The sequence below is a fragment of the Paenibacillus sp. GCM10027626 genome (assembly GCF_042676285.1).
Taxonomy (GTDB): domain Bacteria; phylum Bacillota; class Bacilli; order Paenibacillales; family Paenibacillaceae; genus Paenibacillus_Z.
In genome coordinates, this window is record NZ_JBHTHC010000003.1 from 52,461 (window position 1) to 77,344 (window position 24,884).

The following is a 24,884-nucleotide window of genomic DNA, read 5'->3' on the forward strand; positions in this document are numbered from 1 at the left end:
GTTGCCAATAAGCTATCCTTTCACCGCTCCGATCGTCAAGCCCTTGACAAAAAACTTTTGAAAGAACGGATACAGCAGAATTAACGGGACAATTCCGATCACAGCCATGGCCATGCGCATCGATTCAAGCGGAATTCGGCTTGTCGCATCGGACATTTGACCGCTTAACTGACTGCTGGACTGAAGAAATTGTACATCCAGCAAGATTCGGTTGAGCAAATTTTGCAGGCTATACAGCTTGCTGTTACTGACAAAGATAAGGCCGTTAAACCAGTCGTTCCAATAATTGATCGTATAGAATAACCCGACTGTGGCAAGTACTGGAAGCGACAACGGCAACACGATCCTGGCAAAGATCGTGCCTTCCTTCGCCCCGTCCATATAGGCCGATTCTATAAGCGCCACCGGTATAGTCGTCGCAAAGAATGTACGCATCATAATGATGTAGAAGCCATTCACGAGCAAATTGGGAATAATAAGCGCCCATAGCGTGTTCTTCAATTCGAAAAAATCGGTATACAACAAATACGTTGGAACCAAACCGCCATTGAACAGCATGGTAAAAAACACGAAGAAAGCAATCGTATTGCGGAAAGGCATGTCCCTGCGCGATAGCGGATACGCAATCAGGGCAGTGAAAGCAAGCCCCACCACTGTACCCATTATGGTTATGAAGATCGTTATCCCGTAAGCGCGTACAATATTCGCGGCATTATCCAGCAAGTACGTATACGCCGACAGATCAAACTGCTTGGGAATAAAAGCATAACCGTCACGCAAGATCGTATCATTGTCGGTCAAAGAAGCGGAGACTAGCAACCAGAACGGCAGTATACAAAAAAGAGTGAATACAGTCATGATGATATGGAGAACCACCTGATACAATTTATTGGTCTGCATGTTTCACCCTCCCTTTAGAATAAAGCATTGTCTTTATTTACCTTGCGAACGATGCTATTGGACAGTATGACCAGTATGAATCCGACAAGCGCCTGATACAAACCGGCAGCGGAAGACATGCCGTAATCGCCCAAATTTATTAACGCGCGGTACACATACGTATCAATCGTATTGGTCACTGGCATCAGTGGGCCCGAATTGAGCGGCACTTGATAGAACAAGCCGAAATCGGAGTAAAAGATGCGACCGATCATAAGCAGCGTCAGAATAGTAATAACCGGCACAATCATCGGTAACGTAATATGCCGGATTTGCTGCCATCGATTTGCGCCGTCCAGCGTTGCCGCCTCATAATATTCCTGATCAATCCCGATTATGGCCGCTAGGTATATCACGCATGCATAGCCGGCGCCTTTCCACATATTGACGATCGTTAGGATATACGGCCACGGACCAGTCTCCATATACCAGGAAACCTCGCCCATACCGAGCAACGGAAGCAGCGTCTTGTTCATAAAGCCGCTCTTGACATCCAGCAAGGCCAAGACCAGATAGCCGACGATGATTATCGAAATCAGATGGGGAAGCAGAATCAGACTCTGATACGTGCGGGATATAAAGCGGTTTTTGATATCATTCAAAAAAATCGCCAAGGCGATGGCTAACGAAGTGTTGAGCACAATAAAGGTCAAGTTATACAGCAAGGTGTTTCGCGTAATGATAAAAGCATCCTTGGTTTTGAATAAGTATTCAAAGTTTTTCAGTCCAATCCAATCGCTTCCCAGAATTCCCTTCGTAAAATTAATATCCTTGAACGCGATTATCACACCGAACATAGGCAAATAATTATTAATCAGCAAATAAAGCACAGCGGGCAGCGTCATCAGAAAGAGCGCCCTGTATTTGACTATTTTCCGAAACACGGCGAACCGTTTTTTCCTTAACATTGTATTCAACAGTAATTCTTGTGCTGATGTCGGTTCCACAATTGGATTCCCCCTCCGGTGTTTGAATATGAGTTCATTATATCGAAAACCGGCTCCTCTTACTTTCACCAACACGACATTGCGCTTTCGATTTTCAGACATGGGAAGCTCTGACAAGGGGGTTATCTATGGAGTATCTTTTCTTGGCAAAATGACTTCGACGCGCGCACCGTTGTCATTTTCAAATTTTACCTGCGCCTTGCCTTTGTATAATAACTCCAGCCGCCGCTGAACATTCCAGATGCCGATGCGTTCTCCTTGGTCCGGCGCCATAAGAACGCCCGCTTGCAGCGACTCGAGAATGTCTTCCGGGAATCCCGGACCTGTATCCTGAATCACGATGGATATATCACCTCTGGTTAACGTACTGGCCTCAATCCGGATATGCGTCCGTCGATCCGTATCAATCGCATACTTAATGGCATTTTCCACGAACGTCTGAATCATAAGCGGCGGCACGCCTGCCGTCTGCAATGTCTCAGGAATGACGGCCTCATACGTCAGATTTCCGGGAAAACGAAAGCATTGAATGCGCACATAATTGCCCACATGTCCAATTTCATCCTGCAAAGCCACCGTATCCGCGCCGTTTTGAAACACAAATCGAAAATAATGAATCAATGCAAGAGACAGCTCCTGTATCAGGGTAAATTTCTTATCCGCCGCCAAATAGTAAACAATGTTTAAGGAATTCAGGAAAAAGTGCGGATTGATCTGCAATTGCAGCTGCCTGAACTCAACCTGTTGTTTGGCCAACTGCTCCTCATATACATCAATTTTCAATTGTTGAATCTGGCTGACCATGCCGTTGAACGACTCATTCATCGACTCAAATTCACTGGAGGTGGGATACCGGGGAATTCGGTGTTCAAGAATCCCTTCTCTGGCTATTCGCATAGCAAACAAAATACGCTGAATTGGCAGTAGCACCACTCGCCGCAAGGCATAGAAGGCAGCAGCTACGATCAGCGCGTAGATGCCGACTAGCACATAGGTGATACGAAGCAGGTAGGGCAGTTGCTCAAGAATGACATCATCCGGAATCAAGGCAATCAAGCGAAGCGTGCTCAGGGTCGACGATTTGCCGACGAGCAGATACTGCTCCTGTTCCCCGGTCAGCTTGTATTCATCTTCATTAAACGCCAGATCGATCTTCCGACCTTCAAAAAAAGCGGTCTCCTGCAGCGGCTTATGCAAAGCATTCGTAAAAACTGCTTTCCCGCCCTGGCCGAGATTCAACAAATTCAATGGACCTAGTAATTGGTTCACATCGATCGCAAGACCGATATACAAGCGGCCCGACTTGATCACACGCATCACAAAGGAGCGCTCGCCAATGTTGGCGTCGATCCACTTCAGCTCTTTGCCCATTTTCACAAGGTCAGTGCGCACGTAGGCTTCCACCGCATTTTGCAATTCGCGCAAATTGTCATTTCCGGTAATCCGAACATTTGGGGCGAAGAGAAGCTCGTCATTGACAGTCGAATAAATAAACATGAATTCATGGGAGGTAAAGTACTGCGAATCCTCCCGCAGCTTTTGGAACACCCACAGTTTTTGCAAAGCATAGGTATCGGTCAATTCGGCAGAAGATATCTCCAACGGCAGAAAGCCATCCTGTTCATTAATCAATCGTAAAATATAACTGTCTGCCGCTTGCAAGATATTATCAACAATGTTCATATACAAAGTCACGGTGCTGACACTGGCGCTCGCCACCTGATTCCGGACAACCTGAATCGAATATTTATTGTTGTACGTCAAATAGATCAGGATGGGAAGCACAATGAGCAGTAAGCCCACAATCAGCTTGAAGCGAATCGAATGAACAATCGTTTTATTCCGTCGCATGTCTCCGCCCCCTTCTTACCTTACTATATCTTACTATTATGGCAAGTACGAGCGGGGACATGCAAGTAGCAAGAGCCTCCGTCTGCCGACCGGCAAATAGAGGCTCTCGCTACTTGTTAATGCTTGCTTTTCCACTCGTCGATTTGTTTCTGTTTTTCAGCGATAATAACATCCAGACCGGCATCCTTCAGCTTTGCATTGAATTCCGGCAGCTTGTCGGGACCGATCGTGCCTGTTTCAAAAGCAACACGATATTGATCCAGCACATTGGTAACCGCGGCGATCTCGGTCTTCACACCATCCGCTATATAGTTGAATCCCATGAGCGGAGACTTGAAGGCCGTTCGATTGAATTCACTCAGCTTGCTCCACAGCTCCGGATCATCTCCTTGCCAAATATATGAAAGCAACTGGTTGCCGAACATCCACCCCATACCCGGGCTGTAACCGATCGAGGTCGCATCCACACCGGGAGCGAAGTCAATGATATTGTCTGTTCCCTCGACCTTGGCATAATGGGTTCCTTCTATACCCCAATCAAGCAGATTCACCACTTCAGGATCCGTAAACATCATATCCAGAAACATCATGGCTCTCTCCGGATTTTCTGACTGATGAGCAATCGCCCACATAATGTTGGTCACATAACCGGTTGTGGCAACGGCAGGCGCCAGTCGTGTTGCAACCATCTCATATCCTGCCGATCGCGAATCCTGCACCTCAAATCCTGGCTTCATATGTGCTAAATAACCATAGGCCGTTCCTGCCTTCACTTCGTTAAACGAGCTGGCTTGTGAAGTCGTTGCTGCATCCTTGGCGATATAGCCAGCTTGATACCAACGATGAAGTCGAGTCACCATATCCTTGTATTCCTGCGTCTCAAATCCATTCACAACTTTAAGATTGTCATCATTCAGCATCACCACACCGAGGTTATCCCCAATCGTGTCCCATACCATTTCAAAGTATAACCCGATCGTGGTCCCCACGGTTCTCGCCAATGTCATTTCCGGTTCTTTCTCTTTCAATATCTGGAGCACATTTTCCAGATCATCGAACGTTTTGATCTTCGATACATCGATTCCGTGCTTGTCTGCAAGATCCTTGCGCATGATGAAGCCGTAGTCCGAAGCCAGATCGCGAATACTCGGAACGCCATAGATTTCACCCGCTGATTTCGTTGCCTCCAAATACTCGGGACTCTGATCATTCAGCACCTCTACAATCCCTTGTCCGTGTTTCTCCAGCAGTTCATTCATCGGGTATAGCTGCCCTTTGGCCACTTGCGCATTGTAGAGGCCAAGACCGGTAAACAGCAAATCAACTTTGTCGCCGCCTGACAGCAGCAAGGGCATCTTTTGCTTATATGCACCCAGATTGTCGGATCTTAACTTGACCGTCGCATTTATTTTTTTCTTGGTAATTTCATTTAATGCATTTTCCACCATTTGCATATCTTTCTGTTCGGTATACAATGGAAATTCCACAACTAGTTCATACGGTTCCAACTCCTGGACAGGTGGCTTGCTCTCAGATCCGCCTTGCGCGACGTTATTTCCTGCGTTTGCCTGCTTGCCCCCCGCGTTGTTACTCGAACCCGCATCAGAACCTGAATTGCCCGATGTGCAAGCCGTTACTACCAGGGCCAGTGACAATACCCATACGATAAGCCAATTTTGCCGTTTCATCGGTACCCCCCTGTACTTGTTCCGAAAGTCGGCGACACCATGCATCGGCATCGCTCTGATTAAATCTTATAGGAAATCGAAAGTAAAGTCTTTTGAAAACCCGATGTTTTGTTTTTGAATTTTAGACCTCTTGGCGTTGGAACAGACGATTACCCCCGGGACGCTACCCGTTTCGCATAGCTTCCGTGCTTATAAGCCTCCATCGGATCCTTGGCTAGCCCCTGCTCTTCTCTCAGCGATTCCAGTAGCGGCGCCACATCGAACTCGAATGCGCTTCGCACCGCCGCCTCTGCGCCAAGCACATCCTGCCGACGCTGCGCGTCCCTTACTTCATCGAGATTAATAAGCAGCGCCTTCGCATATTGCGTTTGCACATTCAAAACGGAGCGGATTGCCGCTTCCATTTTCGGCTCGATGCTGTGCGATTGATCGAGCATGTAGGCGATATTGTCGACCGTCTCCCGAATAGCCGGATCAGCATCTCGCGACGCGTCGATAATTTGATAGAAAATTAGAAACAACTCGTAAGGATTAATCGCGCCGACGATCAGATCGTCGTCGGCATATTTTCTGTTGTTGAGGTGGAAGCCTCCGAGTCGGCATTCATCGATCAAATACGCGACAATGTGCTCCACGTTCGTCCCTTGCGCATGATGACCGGTGTCCACTAGCACTTCGGCCTGTAGCCCAAGCTTGTTTGCGAGATTAAAAGCCATGCCCCAGTCAGCCAAATCTGTATGATAGAAGCCAGGTTCGAAAAATTTGTATTCGATCAGCATCCGCATCTCCGGCGTCAGCGCCTTGTACGTTTCCGTCAACGCTTCGAGCATCCACGCTTTGCGGGCGCGAATGTCCCCTTGTCCGGGATAATTGGTGCCGTCGGCAAACCAAAGGCTGATGTCCCGCGAGCCTGTAAGCTTGGCGATCTCCACGCATTCCAGAAGATGATCGGTCGCTTTTCTGCGAATTGCGGCATCCGCGTTCGTCACGCTGCCGAGCATATATTCATCTTCCTGGAAGAGGTTCGGATTAATCGCTCCGATCCCGATGCCCAGACTTTCCGCATGCAGACGCAGCCTCTCGTAGCTATCCGTCTTGTCCCAAGGAATATTAAGAGCTGCGGATGGGCACAGTCCGGTTAACCTGTGAACCTCCGCGGCGTCTTCCAGCTTCTCGTACGGCGTATTCGCCGACTGCTTGTTCCGAAATACCTTGAACCGGGTTCCGGAATCCCCAAAGCCCCACGACGGGAGCTCGATCTTCAGCATTTTAAGCCTCGTCCTTACGACATTCAGATCTATCCCTCTCGCCTGCTGCCTTTCTTCGAACAAAGCATACGCTTTATCGCTCATTATAAGCATTCTCCCCCCCGTAGAGCAACCGTACCGGTCCCAACAAACCGCTTGGCTCTTGCTGGGCAACCAGCGAAAACATATCTCGATGTTCCTTGATCAGCGTATTCGTGACTTCAACCGCCAAAATGTTTGCGCCTTGCTCCAGCAGCCCCGAGATATCGAATCGATAAGGGGGGCTAATTCTTACGCCGGCAGAACGACCGTTTACCAGCACTTCCGCGGTCTCGTAGGCTTCTCCCAAGTCCAACCACATATTCTTCGGCAACGCATTATTCCATTCCACCGTTGTCTCATAGCGGAACGTACCCGTGTATCTCGGCAGGTATTCCTGACGGCTCAGATCCACCAGCCGTTCCAGCTTGCCGTACGTTTCGAAGCGCGGGTACTGCTCGGAGGATACGATTGATAGCGACCAGGCGGCGGATACTTCCAGCTGCTCACGCTCGATTACTGCCTCGTCCTGCACAGTCAGATCCTTGAATAGTTCTCCGGCTACCACAACAACCGTCTCGAAAGGCGCCAGGCGCAACGGGACCCGTGCATCCTCCCCATCAACAACTTCAATAACGCGGGTTACTCGGTTATTGTAAGCATCGTACAGACATATATGGCCGGATGCGGGCAGTTCAACATTTGTTTCGATTGGAAGCTGCGGATGTTCATTAAAGAAGAAATAGACGTCAGCGTCCTCATGCCGTATATGATAATGACGCAAATATGGATATTCGCCGTCCGTCTTCAACTCATAAAATCCACGCGAGGCTAGATGTTCGGCAACCTCAGCAAGTGGAACGATGGAGACGTTCCGGCATACCGTCAGTCGTTTCAAAAACTCGGAGCCATCTTCTCCCTCACTGGCACGCACAGGTAGCGCATCGATGAAGATTACCGGCAAACCGAGCTCCGCTAGTTCTCCAATTCTCGCCAGGCATTTTGCCGGAAGCGCTTCGCTGTACGGGATAATGAAACAATCGAACGTCTCGTCACGTGACTTCAGCTTCTTCCCTTCAAGCGTTACGGAATCCAGGATCGCATCGACTGGCAGCACATCGCAATCGATCTGTCTTTTTAACAGCTCCTTGACCGGTTTATGGAAATACATCGCCTTACCGGACCATTCAGCCTCCGCGTGGTACAATACGGCCGCCGAAGCGATATGCGTTCCGCCTGAAAGCAGGTGGCTCAAACGATTCGTATAATGATTCAAATAGCGGTAATATCGAAATTGCGGATTTTTCCCTCTGGCGTAGAGATGCGGCGGACAATCCGGGTCGGGAAACGCCTTGGCGGAGAAGGAATGCGGTATGAAATGATTGACGCCGCGTACAAGCATATGATCGGTGAGCCATTTCATCAACTTCAGACCCTCTGCCCAACCGTATGCGCCGAACACCTCCGCCATCGTACGACCTTTCTTTTTGGGATCGAGATGTGCAAGAGAAGAACCCATTTTTCCCAGACCATAGTTGTAAAACTCGCTGTCTGCTTCACCGAAGAACCACTTAAACGGAATCTCATCGAAGCCGGGGGCGAGCTGCCAAAGGACCACGTCAACGCCGGACATATCCTGTCCCCAGAGCGCGCGAAAAAAATGTCCACTTCCCGCGCCAAGCCTGGTATGTGCGTTGTTATCTTCGATCACATGTCCAATGTATTCAACGCCGTGTTCGCGGCACCAATCTCCGATCTGCGAGGTAAAGTTCTCCCCATAGAGACTGCTGACAATATTCATGTAGTGGTAACGGATTGGAGGCGGATTCACTCCCTGATCATGCCATAATAGCGGGAGCTGCTTGAGATAGTCTTCTCCGATTACCTCTTTCAGTCGTTCAGGAACGTCTTTACTCCAAGGCATCGCCACGTCTTTCTTCCCAGGAGCGGATTCGTAGTTGTATTGATTGCTGTCATTATAGAACGCGGGTTCGTCGGAGAAAAACCCGGCGAACGTCTTACCGAAATCGTCCCGGTACCGCTCATAGAATGCTTCGTGGACCGTGTCGATCAGCACACGGGTTGATTCGGCTGCGAGCGGATTCAGATAATCCTCATGATTTTTGCTGCCTCCTTTATCGGATATGGTCATAATGAAAATTCGCCAGTACCCCTCCGGCACGCTCCAGTGTAATATTCCGTCTTTTACGATTGCTGATAAATCTATCGATTCACCTGTCAATTCACCGGATATCGGATCCCGCTTGCTTGCGACGACGGCAATCAGAGCTCCCCCTCCGCTCTCGGCAAAGAAGGGCACATACGGTCGATCGATAATAAACGATGCGTGCGGAGCTGGACCCAGCGCATCGATATGCCTCTCGGACAGGAATGAACGACGCAACTCTTTCGGTGCGTCCTTCAGTCTGCCTGCCGCCCTGCCCGTAGGAAAATGGTCGTCGTCCAGCACCCATACCTGCATCCCGCGCTTGCGTGCTTCCTCCATAATGACGTCCATGTCCCGCCACCACTTTGGCCCCAGAAAATCCGGATGAGGTCTTGCCTCGGCGATTACGGCCCGTATTCCGGACTCATGGATCCGCTGTATTTCCTCACGAAGTATCCCTTCCTCCTCCCCGCGTTGCCAAAAGAGGGGCAGGATATAGTTGCCTTCCTGTCCTTTAAGAACCTCTTGTAATCGTCTCATATCGCAGTTTCAGCCCCCTATTAGGGAAGGTTCCCCTGAATGAACCCTCCAAGTAAATATAAGTTCATCATATCGAAAACCGGTTCCTCTTACTTTCACCAACACGACATTGCGCTTTCGATTTTCAGACATGGGAAGCCCGAGGCAGGTATATCCATAGACGACGCCATCCCTTGAAAAGGAAATGATCATTAATTGTCGAATATGATAATCTATGAAAACAAAACAAATCTTACTCATTCTCGGCATATACCTGCTGATTATAACTAGTATCCGTCTTATATGGGTCACATGGAAATTTCCACCGCCCCATCCCAATGCCACTCAAGGTACCATTGATCTCACCACCTGGGACTACTCGTCGAACCAGGCGATTCCTTTGAATGGGGAGTGGGAGTTTTACACGCATGCATTCTATATGAAGGATTACGGAAAGCTTCCAACGCCGCCAAATCCTGATTATATTCACGTGCCAAGCAACTGGGGACAGACGTTAAATCCGGCAGGGCATTCGCCGATCGGCTACGGCTCATACCGACTTCTCATTCACATTCACGCAAACGAGAAGCAGCTGCTCGGCATTCGGGTGCCGCCCATTCCCACCGCTTCCGAGCTGTATATCAATGGACAATTGCTGGCCTATTCCGGAACTCCGGGGAAGGACATCGATTCTTTCACAGCGCGCAAAGTGCCTTATTATGCCAATTTCTATCCCGAGGGAGAAACCATAGAAGTTGTCATCCAAGTTGCCAATTATTACGACTATTTCAAGGGAGGCCTCACTTCTCCCGTCCTGATCGGCACTCAACATGCGATTGAAAAGAAAATATGGTTCTCTCGCAGCATGCAGCTGCTCGTTTGCGCCGTCCTATTGATACACGCCTTCTATGCTTGCCTGCTCCTGTTCATTGGCGGTCGGATTCCTGGACTATTAAGCTTCTTTCTGCTGATCGTCAGCACCATTATCTCGATTCTTATCGATGATGAGCGACTGCTGCAAATCTGGCTGCCGATAAACTATGATTGGATAAGCCGGCTGTTCCATCTATCCTATCTTGGCATCATCTATTTTTTGTTCAAAAATGCAATGCTGCTTACGGTGGAACGCACATCATCCAGCCGTTACCGCTGGTTCAATTATATCTGCTTGCTTTATGCCGGCATTGTCTTGTTTCTGCCTTTGCAACCGCTGTTGAAATTGGGTTATTTCAACATTCCTTTATACCTGTTCACGATTGTGGCCGTTCCAACCTTGACGTTTCGCTCAGCCAAACAAGGCAACCGGGATGCGATGTTCCTGCTGATCGGAGGAATAACGATTGCCATCAACGCGATATGGGGCATCGTTAACACATTTTACTTTCCCGAAATCAGCTATTATCCGTTTGACCTTATATTCGCCGTGCTGGCTATAGCCTCATATTGGTTCAAACGCCATATCAACTCCACGACAGCGTTGAGGCTCCTCACCGAGAAGCTGCGGAAGGCCGACAAGCGTAAGGACGATTTTCTTGCCCATACGTCCCACGAGCTTCGCAACCCGCTTCACGGCATGCTTAACATTGCCCAAGCGGTGCTCGACGATGAAGCCGCCCGGAAAGAGAGCAGACATCAGGAAAGCTTGCGTTTGCTTATTTCCGTCGGCCGAAGTATGTCGTTTCTGCTTAACGATCTGCTCGACATCAGCCGGCTCAAGGAGAATTCCATTCACATTCACCCTGCTCCCATCCGCATACAGGCGGTGGCGTCCGGCGTCATCGACATGCTGGGCTTCATGTCGGAAGGCAAGCCAATCCGAATCATTAACGAAATCCCGGAATCGTTCCCTCGGGTGCAGGCGGACGAGAATCGGCTGACACAAATTTTATTCAACCTTCTGCATAACGCGGTCAAATTTACGATGCGCGGCCGTATCGAACTCCACGCCACTGTACTGAATGGATATGCGCGCATAACCGTCTGTGATACGGGTGTCGGGATTGACAAAGCGACGATACAAAGAATCTTTCTCCCCTACGAGCAAGCCGATTCGAGCGTAACTTCGTTAGGCGGCGGCATCGGGCTTGGACTGAGCGTCTGCAAGCAGCTCGTCGAGCTCCAGGGAGGTACCATTTCTGTCGAATCCGTTCCCAATCACGGATCGATCTTCATCTTTACGCTGCCGCTTGCGATGACGGCAGACACAACGAGGAGGGATGATCCTCCGCCAGATGTCGCACCATTGCCCGCGCACGCAGTGGACACAATTGCCGCAGCCTCCGAGGCGACAGAAATTACCGAATTGCCGGCAGTCAGCGAGCCGCCGTCTCCGGCCATCGACAAAATTCGTATACTGGTTGTGGACGACGATCCGGTCAACTTGCGGGTGTTGACTCATGCACTGGCTTCCGAGCCATATATTATCGGCACAGCAATAAGCGGAAACGAAGCTATTTCGCTATTGGATACGGTCAAGTGGGACATTATGATCATCGACGTCATGATGCCCGGAATGTCCGGCTACGAGCTGACCCAGCGAGTCCGACAGCGCTATTCGCTAGCTGAGCTCCCCGTGCTGCTGCTTACAGCCCGCAGTCAGCCGGAAGATATTCATTCCGGCTTTCTCGCAGGGGCCAACGACTACATTATTAAGCCCACGAACACGCTGGAGCTAAAATCGAGAATTCGAGCACTTACCGATCTGACGCTGGCTGTCCGCGATCGAATGTACATGGAGGCAGCGTGGCTGCAAGCGCAAATCAAGCCTCATTTTTTCTTCAACACACTCAACGCCATCATCGCGCTCAGCGGGATCGATACGCTCCGTATGCGCAAGCTTGCAGATGCATTCAGCTTATATTTGCACGCCAGCTTCGACTTCAAGAACTCGGACAAGCTCGTGACCTTGAGTAGCGAGTTGGAGCTAGTCCAAGCCTATTTGTCGATTGAGAAGGAACGGTTTGATGAACGCCTCGAGGTGCAGTGGGACGTAAAGGCTTCCTTGGAGATGCTTGTACCACCTCTATCCATTCAGCCACTGGTTGAGAACGCGGCAAGGCACGGGATTTTGAAACGAGCTCGCGGAGGCACCATCCTAATCCGGATTGCCGAATATGAGGATAGAGCGGAGGTTTACATCGAGGATGATGGCGTGGGAATGGACGAAACGACCATCCGGCACATTCTGATTCGCAGTTCCGCGAAGCTGCAGCAGGGGATCGGGCTGATCAATACCGACCAGCGGCTGAAGCAGCTTTACGGACAAGGGCTGCGTATTGAGAGCAGACTTAACGAAGGAACAATCGTTTCGTTCCAGATATTGAAGTAGCTCTTGGACAACCTCGGGTTTGTTCAGCAAACTCCTTGGGGCAGCCACGTTCTTCCTGGATTCCCGAAGATACGTAACGAGGAATCACACAAAAATCGCCTCATAAGTAATGTCTGATATTGATACAAGTCAGATTCGAAACTTGAGGCTTGAGATATCCTTAAAAACCGCATAAATACTGGAATGGATTCTCGTTATGTGAACCCGGGAATCCAGGGTTCTTGCCTGCAGGTACTGCATAGTTAAGAATGTATCTGACCACAGCCACCGTATCATTTATAGAACGAAATCTAAAGGCATCCGCTTGGGTGTCTTTTGTTTTGCCCCTTAACCGATATCCAGTCAGAGCTATTCGTACAAGAAAAAACAACCATCGAGGACTTTGAAAGTCGGCAATGGTTGTCGGGTAATTGATGTTACTTGTCGATCAGATTAGTCGTTTTGAGCAATCTTGCGATCAATGCCGTTACTTCGGCACGTGTCATATTGGATTTCGGGCTCAGCAACTCCGTTCCGCTGCCCTTCACGATTCCCGCTTCAACCAGCAGAGCGACATCCTCTCTCGCCCAGCCGGATACGCTCGCTGCGTCTTTGTAACCCGCCAGCAGGGAAGTGATCTGCTCCTCGCTTAGCTCGGTCTTCGGGTCGATGAGGCTGTACGCCCGGGCGATCATCGCCATTCCTTGTTCTCTTGTAATTTGCTGGTCGCCATAGAAGTTGCCGTTGTCATAGCCGCGAACGATACCGAATTCATTCGCGATCGTGACTGCATCCTGGTACCAAGCAGATTCCGGAACGTCCGGGAAAATACTGTTTGGCACGTTCTGGCACATCAAGCCGAGACCAGCTACGACAATCTCCGAGAACTCCGAGCGCGTGACGTTACGATCCGGCGAGAACGTATTGTTTCCGGTTCCTTCCAGATCGAGCCTTGCGGCGATGTTGTTCACGTCTGCTCTGCCCCAATGATTCTTCACGTCGGCGAAGTCCTGCGGATTCCAGATGACAGAGTAGGAACCGTGGCTACGCAAATCGTTGATCAGAGCATAGTAGCGACTGTTGATCTTCGTAACGACCGTTGGTACATGGAACACAGTACCGTCAGGGTTCACGATAACGCCTGTTGTAATACGGTTCGGATCGATGCCTTCAGGCAGAGCGATGTATTTCGGAGCATATCCGCTTAATTGTCCCGATCTAACCGTCTGACCGTCATGTGTAAAGGTCATGTCAAGATCGACCGGATCAACCAATAACTCGTACCCTTCTGCCTTTGCCTTGCTCCGCGCACTGTCAATCAGTGCTTTCGAAGACCTTCGGATATCAATATGGGCTGCAATATCCTCAAGTGCTGCATTTCCCAATTGCTTGGACACACCGCTTAAGTCCATCTTTCCGCCAGGAACAGGGTAGATCGCCAGCAGGTTTCCGATTTCCAGACTCGCACCCTTATCAGCCAATTGCTTGACCGTTGCTGCCGTTAAACCATCCACTTGTACATTGCCTTCATTCGGAGAGTGGATGACCAGGCTCTGTCCATTGCCTTGCGCCAAAATCTCTTTCAACTTATCAACATCGACTTGAACCGACGTGAGCTTTTGGTCTCCCGATGTCGTTAAGCTTCCTGTCGCAAATGGAACATCCGTACCGTTAACAGACGTATTAATACCGGTCTTATCTGGGGTTGTTGGAGTCGGAGTGATACCCCCGCTGTTGTTGCCATTACCACCACTGGATGCTCTTGTCACCGTTAATGTATATTCTTTCACATTGCCAGCTTGATCTGTGATTTTAACAATGATAGTGTTCGTGCCGACATTCAGCAGAAGTTCATCACTTGTTGCGCCGCTGGCCACATCCTGCCACGCACCCTTATTTACAGAAATTTCAATTCTCGCGTTCGGGTCAAGCGTCATTGGATTAATAGCTACGCTGTAGACGCTATTCGTTACGGAAGCCCCATAGATCAGTGAATTCCGATCAAAATTTGGCGTTAGCCCGATCGGATTCCCCTTCAAATCCAGCAGTTTCAAATCATTAAGCCCAGATCGGTCTACTGTATCAACAGAGATGTTCTTTGTTGCAGTAGAATTCTTGCCGTCTATCGTAGATGTCACTTCAATCGTGTAGTCACCATCTGCTAAATCAGCCGATGGGATGAAACTCCATGTACCATCTGGGTTTACAGTGACGGTTGGTGTGTCTATTACATGACCATCTTTGTCTTTGAGTGCTACTGTTACTGTCGCACCTGGAGTAGCTGTGCCTTTGAACTCAGGCTTTGCTATGGATACTGTGCTACCACTTGGCTCGGTGATGACTAGAGCTGGATTTGTGGTGTCTACAGTAATGGTTTTATCTTGTTTAGATGTCTTACCATCTTTCGTAGCTGTCACTTCAATTGTGTAGTCGCCATCTACCAAGTCAGTGGTTGGAGTGAAGCTCCACGTACCATCTGGGCTTACAGTGACGGTTGGTGTATCTATTACATGACCGTCTTTGTCCTTGATTTCTACTGTTATCGTGGTACCAGGAGTAGCTGTGCCTTTGATTTCTGGCTTTGCTACGAATACTTTACCACCACTTGGCTCAGTGATGACTAAAGCTGGATTTGTAGCATCAACCGTGATGTTCTTTGTTACTATTGGAGATGTCTTGCCATCTTTCGTAGCTGTCACTTCAATTGTGTAGTCGCCATCTACCAAGTCAGTGGTTGGAGTGAAGCTCCAGTTTCCGCTTCCATCTACCGTTGCTTGTCCTGATCCAACCACTTGGCCTGCTCCATCCTTGATTGCTACAGTTACCGTTGCACCCGGGGTAGTCGCACCTTCGAATTCAGGTTTTGCTACGAATACTGTGCTGCCACTAGGCTCAGTGATAGTTAAAGCTGGATTTGTGGTATCTACCGTAATGATTTTGTTTTCTTTAGCTGTCTTACCATCTTTCGTAGACGTCACTTCAATTGTATAAGAGCCATCTACTAAATCAGCCGAAGGGATGAAACTCCACGTACCATCTTGATTTACAGTGACAGTTGGCGTAGCAATTACAGCACCACTTCCATCCTTGATTTCTACGGATACCGTGGCACCTGGAGTGGTCGTGCCCTTGATTTCAGGCTTTTTCACGAATACTGTATCACCACTTGGCTCGGTGATGACTAAAGCTGGTGGTGCAATGAGATAATCAAAGCTGTGAACAGGAGCACCATTTTTTCCTTTTAAGTTTCCAACTGATTTCTCATAAGACACTTTAACAGCATCAACTTGTGTAATCTCCTCACTCGTCTTCAGCTTCAATGTCTTGCCATCTACTCCTATTTCAAAGCTATCAATCGTAACCTCTATACCGTTGATTTCAAGCTTGAAGCCAGTTTGATCAGCTAGATCAATTTCTTGATCAAAGGTAAGAATAATCTCGTCCCCAGCAGCTGTTATTTCTTCAACCTTTGCGCTTTGTATTTCTGGAGCCAATACACCAAATGTGAAAAATTGTCCATTGTTTAGTGTTGTTTTAGCCGCGTAATGCGGTACACCGTTAAGATCAATAATTTCTAATTCCTTCTGAGTTGCACTAGTAAAATCCGTACCGCTGCTGCTAACTAGCAGTTTTTTCCCTGCAGGAATAGCGGATGTCGGAATCGCAATTTGAACCTCACCAACGCCATTCGTGTTCTGTACCTTCCAAACGCGCTGTGAATGATACTCGTTCGTGCTGCCAATCTGTTGGTCGAACGTCAAGGCTTGTCCATTGTCGCCCCAGATTAAGTATTGTTGGTCGGACAGTGTCCCCGTATTAAGCGCATTTGAATACACGAGGGTACTTACACCAATTGCAATTTGCGTTCCAGCATTAACACTGCGGCTTTGCTTTTGCACCAATGCTTCTGCATCATCTCGACCTATACCCGCAATGTTGTGTTTGTAGGTACTGTCTGCAGTCCACACGGGATAATCATTTGTGGAAATATAATTGCTCTCACCATTGTTAAGCGTAATCCCATACTTCACTGCCAAGTATGTTTCAATTTTAGCGGCATCATCGCTTGTTACGCTATCATACAAGATAATCTCAGCAACTTCAGCGCGCAGACCATACCAGTTGCTGCTACTACTGCCTGCAGTAGCACCAATTACAGGAGTGAATGTAAAGGGATCAAAAGTAGCCGTACCAGTAGTTGCTGCTTTCCCGTTAACTCTTGCACTATGGTTCGTTGCATCCATGATCTCATAATTGGCCAATTGGAATCTCTCTCTGTCAGGCTCTTTAAAACCACGCCATTTAGAGTTCGCGCCAGTCCCAACTGCAAAACTCGCATTTCCACCCAAAATCTGACTTCCGTAATTTATTACTTCAGTTGATCCGACAAGTGATCCTGCATTGCCAGCAGCTGGCCATTTATAGACAGCATATCCAGACTGAAATGTAATCTGTTTATTTCCAATCAGCTTCACCGAACTTGCATAGTGATTAGAGGCCATCGTATTATCGAATTTAATGCTTGGGTTAAAATTCACCCCACTTGAATTATACTTTGGTGTCTTCGCTACTTCCGCCGACGGAACATCAAGAGTAAACTGCACAGGGTCAGTAGATTGATCTGCCCACCCCGTCAATAGCCCGTTATTTTCATTTACATCAGAATCTGCTTTAAGCCATAGTACAGGTTGAGATCCACTCAAACCACCTGGAGTAGGACCGCTAGCCGCTGATACCTTAGGTACGAATGTAGTTGAGAAGCTCCAGAATACCAGCACAAAGATGAGCATCACCATAAGCTGCTTTCTCCATTTGAAATAATCCCCTTGTAACAACACGTCTCTTCATCCTCTCTATTATAGAAAACTAGTGTTCTAGCGACATCTTCTGGCAAATCTCTACATAATTCCTCCGCTAAATATTAACGTTTGAAACTAAACAACTTCTGAAAACACCATCCGATTGATCACAATGGACAAAATCACCCTACAGGTGACTTGGTCTTCTTGCCAACGGTGTGCTAGTCCGTTGGACTTTTCTCACGCTTGTCTTTTTTGCTTTTGCCTTTCATACGCAGTGCTTATTTCATCTTCTTTCAACATAATGATGCATCCATAGAACAGTACTGTTATACCGCGCTTATTTATCCCCCCCTTCACTCTTGCTATTTAGGGCTTGCTGAACAATGCAATAGACAAGAGAAATCGTGAAATAATCAAAGAAAAATGCAGAAAATTAGGTTCGGAAATTTGGTCAAGCGCAAGGCATTTACGGAATGACATAATACGTCAATTTTCCACAATAAACGCTTATAACTTTAGCACACGCTCCTAGACAACACCTAGACAATACCTAGACAATACCTAGACAACTCCCGAAACGACAAAAAGGCCGCTCGTGGAAGAGGAATCGAATTCCCCCAGCGGAGCAGCCTTTAAACATGAAATAATGAGCATTCGCTTCAGATATAGCCTACTTTGATAAAAGCGTCGAATTTCCCTTTAATTCTCCGATGAGCTTGTGTTGGCCCAATCTCCATTGTTCATACCAACGGACGATGTCCTCGCTAATGGGAAGCTCCAGCTCACGTTCCATTCTCGTTTTGAGGAGATAGTATTGTTCCTCTATGCCCATATGATTATCTACCGCATGATAGAGCTTCATCAGCGAAAAATAGCATTCTTCCTCATCCGGACATATCCGTTGAATGTCAAGGTTAATCTGAATGGCTTTATCTAGGACACATTGCCCCTCGTAATATTCGCTCAATCTCTTCATCTGGTATAGCCATAGCAACTGCAAGCGTTCCCGTTCGTGCTCCACCCACAAGTAATCGTAATACCCGAGATAGTGGCCCGTGTACATCCTTAGCACGCGTTCATAGGCGTCGGCGGTACTCACATCGAGAGAACCCAATTGCTTTAATTCGCTTTCCCATAGCTCCGTGTCAACCTGCGCTCCCCCGATATCCAGTTGATATCCTGCTTGCAGTTCGCCGATGCGTATGGATATCGATTCCATCTTGTAGGATTTCAGAGTTTGACGGATATGATAGATAGCCGTATAGAGGTCTTGAGCCGCTCTCGCCTCCTCTATATTCGGCCATAGCAGCTCGAGGAGTACGTCTCGGCCGACGACCCGCTCTCGATGGTAAAGCAAAAAAGCGAACAATTCCTGCGATTTGCTCGTCCTCCACTTCACAGTCTGTGCTTCCATGCCCGGAGGGTGGAAAAGGATCTGTTCGAAGCACCCTATCAGTGGCGCATTCCGAACCGGAACTTTCCTCAAACCTTTCAAGTTCAGCTTCTCCTGAATCCGCATGACGGTGTTGCGAAGACGACTGTCGTTCACCGGCTTTACTAAATAATCCAAGGCATAAAGCTCGAAAGCACGAACGGCATACTGGTCGTAACCGGTCACGAACACGATATAGATGCCGGGAACGACAGCCTGGATCTGCCTACCAAGCTCCAGCCCGTCAATCTCGGGCATTCCAATATCCAAGAACACCACATCGGGGCGATGCTCTAATACGCCAGCAATCACTTTTGTCGGATTTGAATACGCGGCGACGATCTGTATTTCGCTGACCTCGCGTTCAAGGGCTCCTTGAAGTTCAATAGACGCTAGCGGTTCGTCGTCGACTAATAAAACTCTCATCTAACATCCCTTCTTTCGATTTACTGCTATTTCACTAGCTCTAACCAATACTCAATATCCAGGTAATACTGAGCTGCAAACTCATGAATGATATCCTGAGGCGGAAAAATTCTTCTGCCATTAAGAAAGGTCTTTCCTTTTCTGAATCAACTTAAGAATTGTTTCGTCAATCGTTCTGAACTCATCATTGTATTCGTCCGGAATTTTTTGCAATTCGCTCCAAGCCATTTGTAATCACTCCGTTTCATCGATTCACGCTTGCCTTTCTACAATAGAAGCGCGATCAGGCACCCGTTAGAGAGAGAAGGAAAATCCCATTGAATGCAAGAAATATCCGTGGGACAGGGCCTTTCCTCTCTTTTTTATTGGACATGAAAATCGACAACACGATCAGTACACCGGACAAGACGGGGAATAACCACATAAGAGCCCTCCTTCCGTAAAATGACTTACTTACATTCATGTGCTGCCGGCAGAATAATCGTTCGACTTTTCCGATTGCCCGTTCATTCTTCGTTGCCGCTAAAGAGATCCATTTGGACAGGCTGAGGCAGCTCACGGACCGGACGAACCGGTGCATTCAAAAAGACCGGATTTTTCGTCACGGTTAGGAATCGGCCGAACAGGCCTTGCTTTTTGCCTGAAAAGATATAGGCGTCGATAAAGCCAACGGTTTGCAATTCATCGCATGCCTGCTTGATCCGCTCCACGATTTTATACACCGGCATCATCGGTTCTTGGTCCTCGTCAAGAAAGTGAAATTTCCCCTGATTCCCTTATGTGAGAATACAGCATAAGTCGCTCGCGGCAAGATTTTATCGATCATTCCTTCGGGCGTCCGCCCGGCTCCGCTAACCTCGACGCAAGCGGTGTAAGAGACCTCTCACTCCGTTAGAGCATAATAAACCGATTCGTGATTTTGCCTTCTATCTATCTCCGCCACGCGTTTTCTGAAGAAGTTCCACAGTTTCCCAATTTGGTTGGAATGAAGATAAAGTTCGCCCATGGATATAATTACGGGATCAAGGGTTACGCCTTCCTGCAAATGCCGTAGCCTGACTTCATCCAATGCCTTCTTTTCCATTGCCCGGAACGGTGTGTCTTTCATGTCCTTCTGCTTGCGGAATTGTCCTGGAGCGCATAGGTTAATCTCCGCCCCCTTATGTACTCCGAAATGGTGCTTCGTGTGACAGATTGGAATATTTGATGGAAGTGATATGAGGAGTATCCTACCTCTGTCGCAACTTCATCTGCTATAATCTCATCGGACAGTCGGGCCTCTATGTAGGCAATTGCTTTGGTTACCGATTGCATGTCATCAACCCCTGCATACCACGGTCCAGTATACTAGGATTAAAGTTCTCGTCAGCAATATCACAACACGTAACCGAAAAATCGTCTGCTACAACCACGTGCTTAAGGTGCTTGGCTAGGTGCCTGAGCGCTGGATGTGGCGAAATGTCGTCGATAATGATAATACCAACACCTAGCCCCGAGTTATGATCGGGAGGCTTGGCAAGCCTCAATCTCAACCACGATGGTTCGGCGTACAAGATTCATCCCCTCGTCATGAAATTATATATATATTATTTTATCATGTTAGAATCTATTTGACGCTATTGTATTATCATACCCTTAACGAAACAAGGCTACCGATCGATCCCGCGGCAGCATTGTGGTGTAGTTTATTGAGCTATCGTGTCCCGTTAGTTGAACAATATGATATAAACTGCTCAATCGCACAGCCAACCAGTTTGTAAGAGTGAAAGCTTCATTCATTAGAATAAATCATTTCTTTTGTGCAATTCACATTAATCCTTTGTACTCACTTAATTAAGCTCATGTAATTGGTGGTTATTGGAACTTGTTTAACCCCCCATTTTTCGTAGAACATCACTTTATTATCTGCGCAAAATAAATCAACGCGTTCGATACCCTTTATTAATGTACTATTAACGACAGCTTCGATTAGCAACCTTCCAAATCCTTCGCCTTGGAATTGTTTCAAAACGATAACGTCATATATCGTTGCTCGGAAAACGTAGTCAGTCACAACTCTCGTAAATCCTATTAGTTGATCTGATTCAGAATCACATAAACCAAATATATACGAGTTATCAATCATCTCTCGAACTTCATCACTCGTTCTTGTCTTTGTCCATGACGCTTCATTTTCTGGTTGTTGCACCAGTCCTCAATTTTCGTTGCCGTAGAAAGGTGAATGTTATGGATGTCCTGATCGAACGCGCTTGTGGTTTGGATGTTCACAAGAAGTCCATCACTGCTTGTGTTTTGACGCCCGAAGGAAAGGAGATTAAGACGTTTCGTACACATACGGTTTTCCTGCTCGACTTGATCGACTGGATCAAGCAGCATCGCTGTACACACGTGGCCATGGAGAGTACCGGCGTTTTCTGGAAACCCATCGTCAACTTACTTGAAGCCGAGGAGATTCCTCGTGCCCCATATCGTTTGCACCAAAAATAGCGAACCATAGCTTTGAGCCTCTCCATGCTGTGATATTTGGTATATATAAAGCCGCTACGATTAAAATAGCTAAAGATATCAAAGTTCCTGTAAACAGAAGTATTCCACCAATTATTGTCCTTTTCATAGAAAACCTCCACATTCCACGGGCTCTTTAAGGTTCAAGTTTATTATGCTCTTCTTCGTTGGTTCAAATTGCAGATTATATTTGCTTCATTGAACTATCCTGCCCTTTGATCAAACGAACAGGCGCCGCGGCGCATAATCATTAACCTTTTTTTTTGCTCATTTAAACAACAGCTCAATCCTAGAGCCTTGATCAAGCCTTCATAAATTATGCACAGAAAACCATCGATGTATTGCTGCCGATGGTCAATTTCACTATTGTTTCCGTTGGTTAGACATATTCCCTTCCCGAGATAGGAAGGATGATTTGGTAAGCATGACTTCTGCCTCGGCAAAGACATTACGAAACATTTCGTCTGCAACACTAATTCGTTCAGCTATATCTTGTACGGTTCTCACACCATATAAGTTTTCCAGGATTAACAACACTTCGTCAGGAAAATCCCGCGTCGCATGAACTAAAAAGCAGTCAGCCTGGTAAGGTGTATAGATGATTCGCAGTACATCTACAAGCGGGTTCAAAACATATTTTTGATAGTAAATCAACGACTCTAAAAAAAGACCGCGTTTCGTATATTTGACCGCTCGACTTCTTTGATTGTAAATACCTTTTGCTTCCATCAATTGAGTATGTAGTTGCGAGCGAAGAGACTCAGGATCAATGTTTTGATACTTCACAATACCTGCCTTATCCACTAAAATAACCGAAACGGCAGTGTTATCCTTAATAAATGAAACAGGAAAACTTTCACTCTGGATCGTCACATCGATCAGTAGAATCTCTGGTGTCTCTAGGGGGCACAACACAATAAGTGTCGTGCCCCCTTAGATTTTGGAGGAAAGCATAGCGTTATTGGAATTATACACCAAATCTTCAGGAAAATTAGAGTTAATTTTCATAGTAGTTTAACGAAGTGAGCTTGTTTGCTGAAATTTAAAACTTAATACTATATCTTTTTCCCTAGGTTTCCATCCTTTTCTGCTTCCAACTCCAAAACCGATTCACCACTAATTATCGTACCGTTATTTTTACCTTCACATATCTCTTTCATTGTGCCTGGTTTGTCAAAATTGAAAACATGCATTGGTAAATTGTAGTCTCGAGCTAAGATGAAAGCTGACTGATCCATCACCATTAAGTTATGTTTCAAGACATCGTTGTAGTGAAGGGATCTGAACTTCCTTGCTTCTTTGTCGTACTTAGGGTCTGCGTTGAGAACACCATCAACACCTTGTTTTGCAACTAACAGAGCTTCACAATTTACCTCAATCGCCCTTTGAACGGAAGGATAGTCTGTGGTAACGTATGGTTGCCCGTTTCCTCCCGCAAAAATTACAATGTAGCCCTTTTCCAGATGGTGAACTGCTCTTAGTCTGATGTATGGTTCAGCAACTGATGTAATAGGTATTGCTGTCATTACACGAACTTCTTTGTTTGTTTTGGCTTTTAGAACTCCACGAAGCATCAAGCTATTAATAACAGTTGCGAGTGTCCCAATGTTGTCAGCTTCTGCCCTTTCTATTCCCCAACCTTCCGCCATATTGCCACGAAAAATATTCCCACCACCTATAACTAATGATACCTCAACACCTAGGTTCACAACTGAAATAATTTCATTAGCGATATGATTTAGCCTTCCAGGCTCAAAACCAAATTCCGTGTTTCCAGCGACTGCTCCACCACTTAGTTTAATAAGAACTCTTTTGTACCTTGTCAACTTTTACACCTCCGCTCAAATAAAAAACACTAGAGCAATGAATGCTTTAGTGTTTTAATGGAACGAAAATATGAAATTGTAACAGTCCATTGATTGTAACCCTTCTGTTTCAACCTCATATTCCCACCCCTTCCAGTTATTTTTTATTAACTTATTCTATACTCTATGGAAGTAAAATGCAACTACCGTGTTTAATAAATCAAATAAACTCCACGGCACATAACAGCCAACGTTCTTGAAATAAATCAAGCTGCAATTTTCCCCAATCGAGATACTTTTACATTTCGAAAGTAGGAATAAACTAACCATCCAATGAATGAGCCACTTACATTAAATAAGATATCATTTACATTTAGTGCTCCTGTCCTGGTTATAAATTGCACCAATTCAATAAACATACTTACTATTAATGTATAAAGAACTAATTTGGTCGAAGTTGAAACCTTAAATAATATCGGCAGAAAAAAACCTAATGGAATAAATAACAAGCTTACACCTAACGCTGTTGTAAAAAAGGTGATATCAAAAGTATTTCTATTTGCCACCCAAAATATAGATTCGTAGATTTCATGATCGAAGTTTTTAAAGGGAATCAGGTTAGTTGAATAATCTCCCCATTGAAATGTTAATGTAACCCCTCTGCCGAAGTCTTCTTCATACATTTTATCAAACTTACCAATGAACAAGACCATTACCAAAAACCATATGTAAACACAAAAAGATAACCATAGTGATACTCGGAAGATTTTTTTTAGGGGATTTAATTCCATCCCCAATTTTTGTTGAAGTACCTTATAGTCTCCAAAGTCAAACACTGCACACTTTTCTGCAATATCGTCTGTAAGCCCCTTCTCTGCATATTCCTTAAAAAAATCTTCGGATTTAGAGAGTAAATCTCATGTCGGCTGCGCGCAACTCGGTCAATTGGTCCCGAACTCGCAATCGAGCCAGCGGAATATTCGGGTCCTCGCGGGTCATCATGACAATTCGCGGGGGCGACCGAATACGCTATCTTAGCCTATAATGTGGACGGTCAATGTAAAGAAAATGAACAAAAGCTAAAAAATCATTTTCAAAGTACCGAAAGTACTATAGAGATTATATTTGAATATACGAGGAGGGGTAAGACTGGGAGACGAGGCTTCGCTCTTGGCTCAATAACTTAGAATCTTGCAGAAGGAGCGATACT

General features: G+C 46.7%; 15 protein-coding genes and 2 pseudogenes. 2 read left to right on the forward strand and 15 right to left on the reverse strand.

The genetic code is table 11. The annotated features are described in order from the left end of the window. Nucleotides 1-12 precede the first annotated feature (12 nt). The 6 genes from ACFQ0N_RS07340 to ACFQ0N_RS07365 all read right to left on the reverse strand — a co-directional run bounded on the left by ACFQ0N_RS07340 (nt 13) and on the right by ACFQ0N_RS07365 (nt 9,418). Nucleotides 13-900, reverse strand: coding sequence for a carbohydrate ABC transporter permease (locus ACFQ0N_RS07340; protein ID WP_379324411.1), 888 nt, complete (start codon nt 898-900; stop codon nt 13-15). A gap of 14 nt (nt 901-914) precedes the next feature. After that, nucleotides 915-1,847 (reverse strand): ABC transporter permease, encoded by a 933-nt coding sequence (locus tag ACFQ0N_RS07345; protein ID WP_379325369.1) that lies wholly within the window; start codon nt 1,845-1,847, stop codon nt 915-917. A 165-nt stretch (nt 1,848-2,012) separates the two neighbouring features. After that, the gene (locus ACFQ0N_RS07350) at nt 2,013-3,737 is read right to left on the reverse strand and encodes a sensor histidine kinase (protein WP_379324413.1); all 1,725 of its coding nucleotides are present in this window, start codon (nt 3,735-3,737) and stop codon (nt 2,013-2,015) included. 116 nt (nt 3,738-3,853) lie between these two features. After that, nucleotides 3,854-5,425: an ABC transporter substrate-binding protein gene (locus ACFQ0N_RS07355; RefSeq protein ID WP_379324415.1), complete on the reverse strand. Its 1,572-nt coding sequence runs from the start codon at nt 5,423-5,425 to the stop codon at nt 3,854-3,856. A gap of 149 nt (nt 5,426-5,574) precedes the next feature. Then, nucleotides 5,575-6,777, reverse strand: coding sequence for an L-rhamnose isomerase (gene rhaI / locus ACFQ0N_RS07360; RefSeq protein ID WP_379324417.1), 1,203 nt, complete (start codon nt 6,775-6,777; stop codon nt 5,575-5,577). Next, a complete protein-coding gene (locus ACFQ0N_RS07365) occupies nt 6,767-9,418 on the reverse strand; it encodes a glycosylhydrolase-like jelly roll fold domain-containing protein (RefSeq protein WP_379324419.1) in 2,652 nt (883 codons plus the stop codon). Before ACFQ0N_RS07365 ends, rhaI begins: the two co-directional genes overlap by 11 nt. Nucleotides 9,419-9,632: 214 nt before the next feature. Between ACFQ0N_RS07365 and ACFQ0N_RS07370 the strand changes: the two genes are divergently transcribed. Further along, nucleotides 9,633-12,725: a hybrid sensor histidine kinase/response regulator gene (locus tag ACFQ0N_RS07370; protein WP_379324421.1), complete on the forward strand. Its 3,093-nt coding sequence runs from the start codon at nt 9,633-9,635 to the stop codon at nt 12,723-12,725. Between the two features lie 416 nt (nt 12,726-13,141). Here the strand turns inward: ACFQ0N_RS07370 and ACFQ0N_RS07375 are convergent, their stop codons facing one another. The 6 genes and pseudogenes from ACFQ0N_RS07375 to ACFQ0N_RS07405 all read right to left on the reverse strand — a co-directional run bounded on the left by ACFQ0N_RS07375 (nt 13,142) and on the right by ACFQ0N_RS07405 (nt 21,552). Continuing rightward, nucleotides 13,142-17,542 (reverse strand): DUF8202 domain-containing protein, encoded by a 4,401-nt coding sequence (locus ACFQ0N_RS07375; RefSeq protein ID WP_483874983.1) that lies wholly within the window; start codon nt 17,540-17,542, stop codon nt 13,142-13,144. A 634-nt stretch (nt 17,543-18,176) separates the two neighbouring features. Then, nucleotides 18,177-19,364, reverse strand: coding sequence for a response regulator (locus tag ACFQ0N_RS07385; RefSeq protein ID WP_379324423.1), 1,188 nt, complete (start codon nt 19,362-19,364; stop codon nt 18,177-18,179). 506 nt (nt 19,365-19,870) lie between these two features. Further along, entirely contained in the window at nt 19,871-20,095 is a 225-nt protein-coding gene (locus ACFQ0N_RS07390; RefSeq protein ID WP_213647557.1) for a hypothetical protein, read from the reverse strand. After that, nucleotides 20,092-20,232, reverse strand: a pseudogene (locus tag ACFQ0N_RS07395) (hypothetical protein); the annotation flags it as partial. The gene ACFQ0N_RS07390 and the pseudogene ACFQ0N_RS07395, both read right to left, overlap by 4 nt. A gap of 15 nt (nt 20,233-20,247) precedes the next feature. Then, the gene (locus ACFQ0N_RS07400) at nt 20,248-20,472 is read right to left on the reverse strand and encodes a hypothetical protein (protein ID WP_379324426.1); all 225 of its coding nucleotides are present in this window, start codon (nt 20,470-20,472) and stop codon (nt 20,248-20,250) included. A gap of 717 nt (nt 20,473-21,189) precedes the next feature. Beyond that, nucleotides 21,190-21,552 (reverse strand): GNAT family N-acetyltransferase, encoded by a 363-nt coding sequence (locus tag ACFQ0N_RS07405; RefSeq protein WP_379324428.1) that lies wholly within the window; start codon nt 21,550-21,552, stop codon nt 21,190-21,192. A gap of 38 nt (nt 21,553-21,590) precedes the next feature. Here ACFQ0N_RS07405 and ACFQ0N_RS07410 point away from each other — a divergent pair. After that, nucleotides 21,591-21,818, forward strand: a pseudogene (locus tag ACFQ0N_RS07410) (IS110 family transposase); the annotation flags it as partial. 414 nt (nt 21,819-22,232) lie between these two features. Here ACFQ0N_RS07410 and ACFQ0N_RS07415 read toward each other — a convergent pair. The 3 genes from ACFQ0N_RS07415 to ACFQ0N_RS07425 form a co-directional block, all read right to left on the reverse strand. After that, nucleotides 22,233-22,784 carry a hypothetical protein gene (locus ACFQ0N_RS07415; protein ID WP_379324430.1) on the reverse strand — a complete coding sequence of 184 codons (552 nt, stop codon included), beginning with the start codon at nt 22,782-22,784 and terminating at the stop codon, nt 22,233-22,235. Nucleotides 22,785-22,924: 140 nt separating this feature from the next. Next, a complete protein-coding gene (pyrH, locus tag ACFQ0N_RS07420; protein ID WP_379324432.1) occupies nt 22,925-23,695 on the reverse strand; it encodes a UMP kinase in 771 nt (256 codons plus the stop codon). 245 nt (nt 23,696-23,940) lie between these two features. Continuing rightward, complete coding sequence (locus ACFQ0N_RS07425) at nt 23,941-24,510, reverse strand: VanZ family protein (RefSeq protein WP_379324434.1); 570 nt, start codon at nt 24,508-24,510, stop codon at nt 23,941-23,943. Nucleotides 24,511-24,884 lie beyond the last annotated feature (374 nt).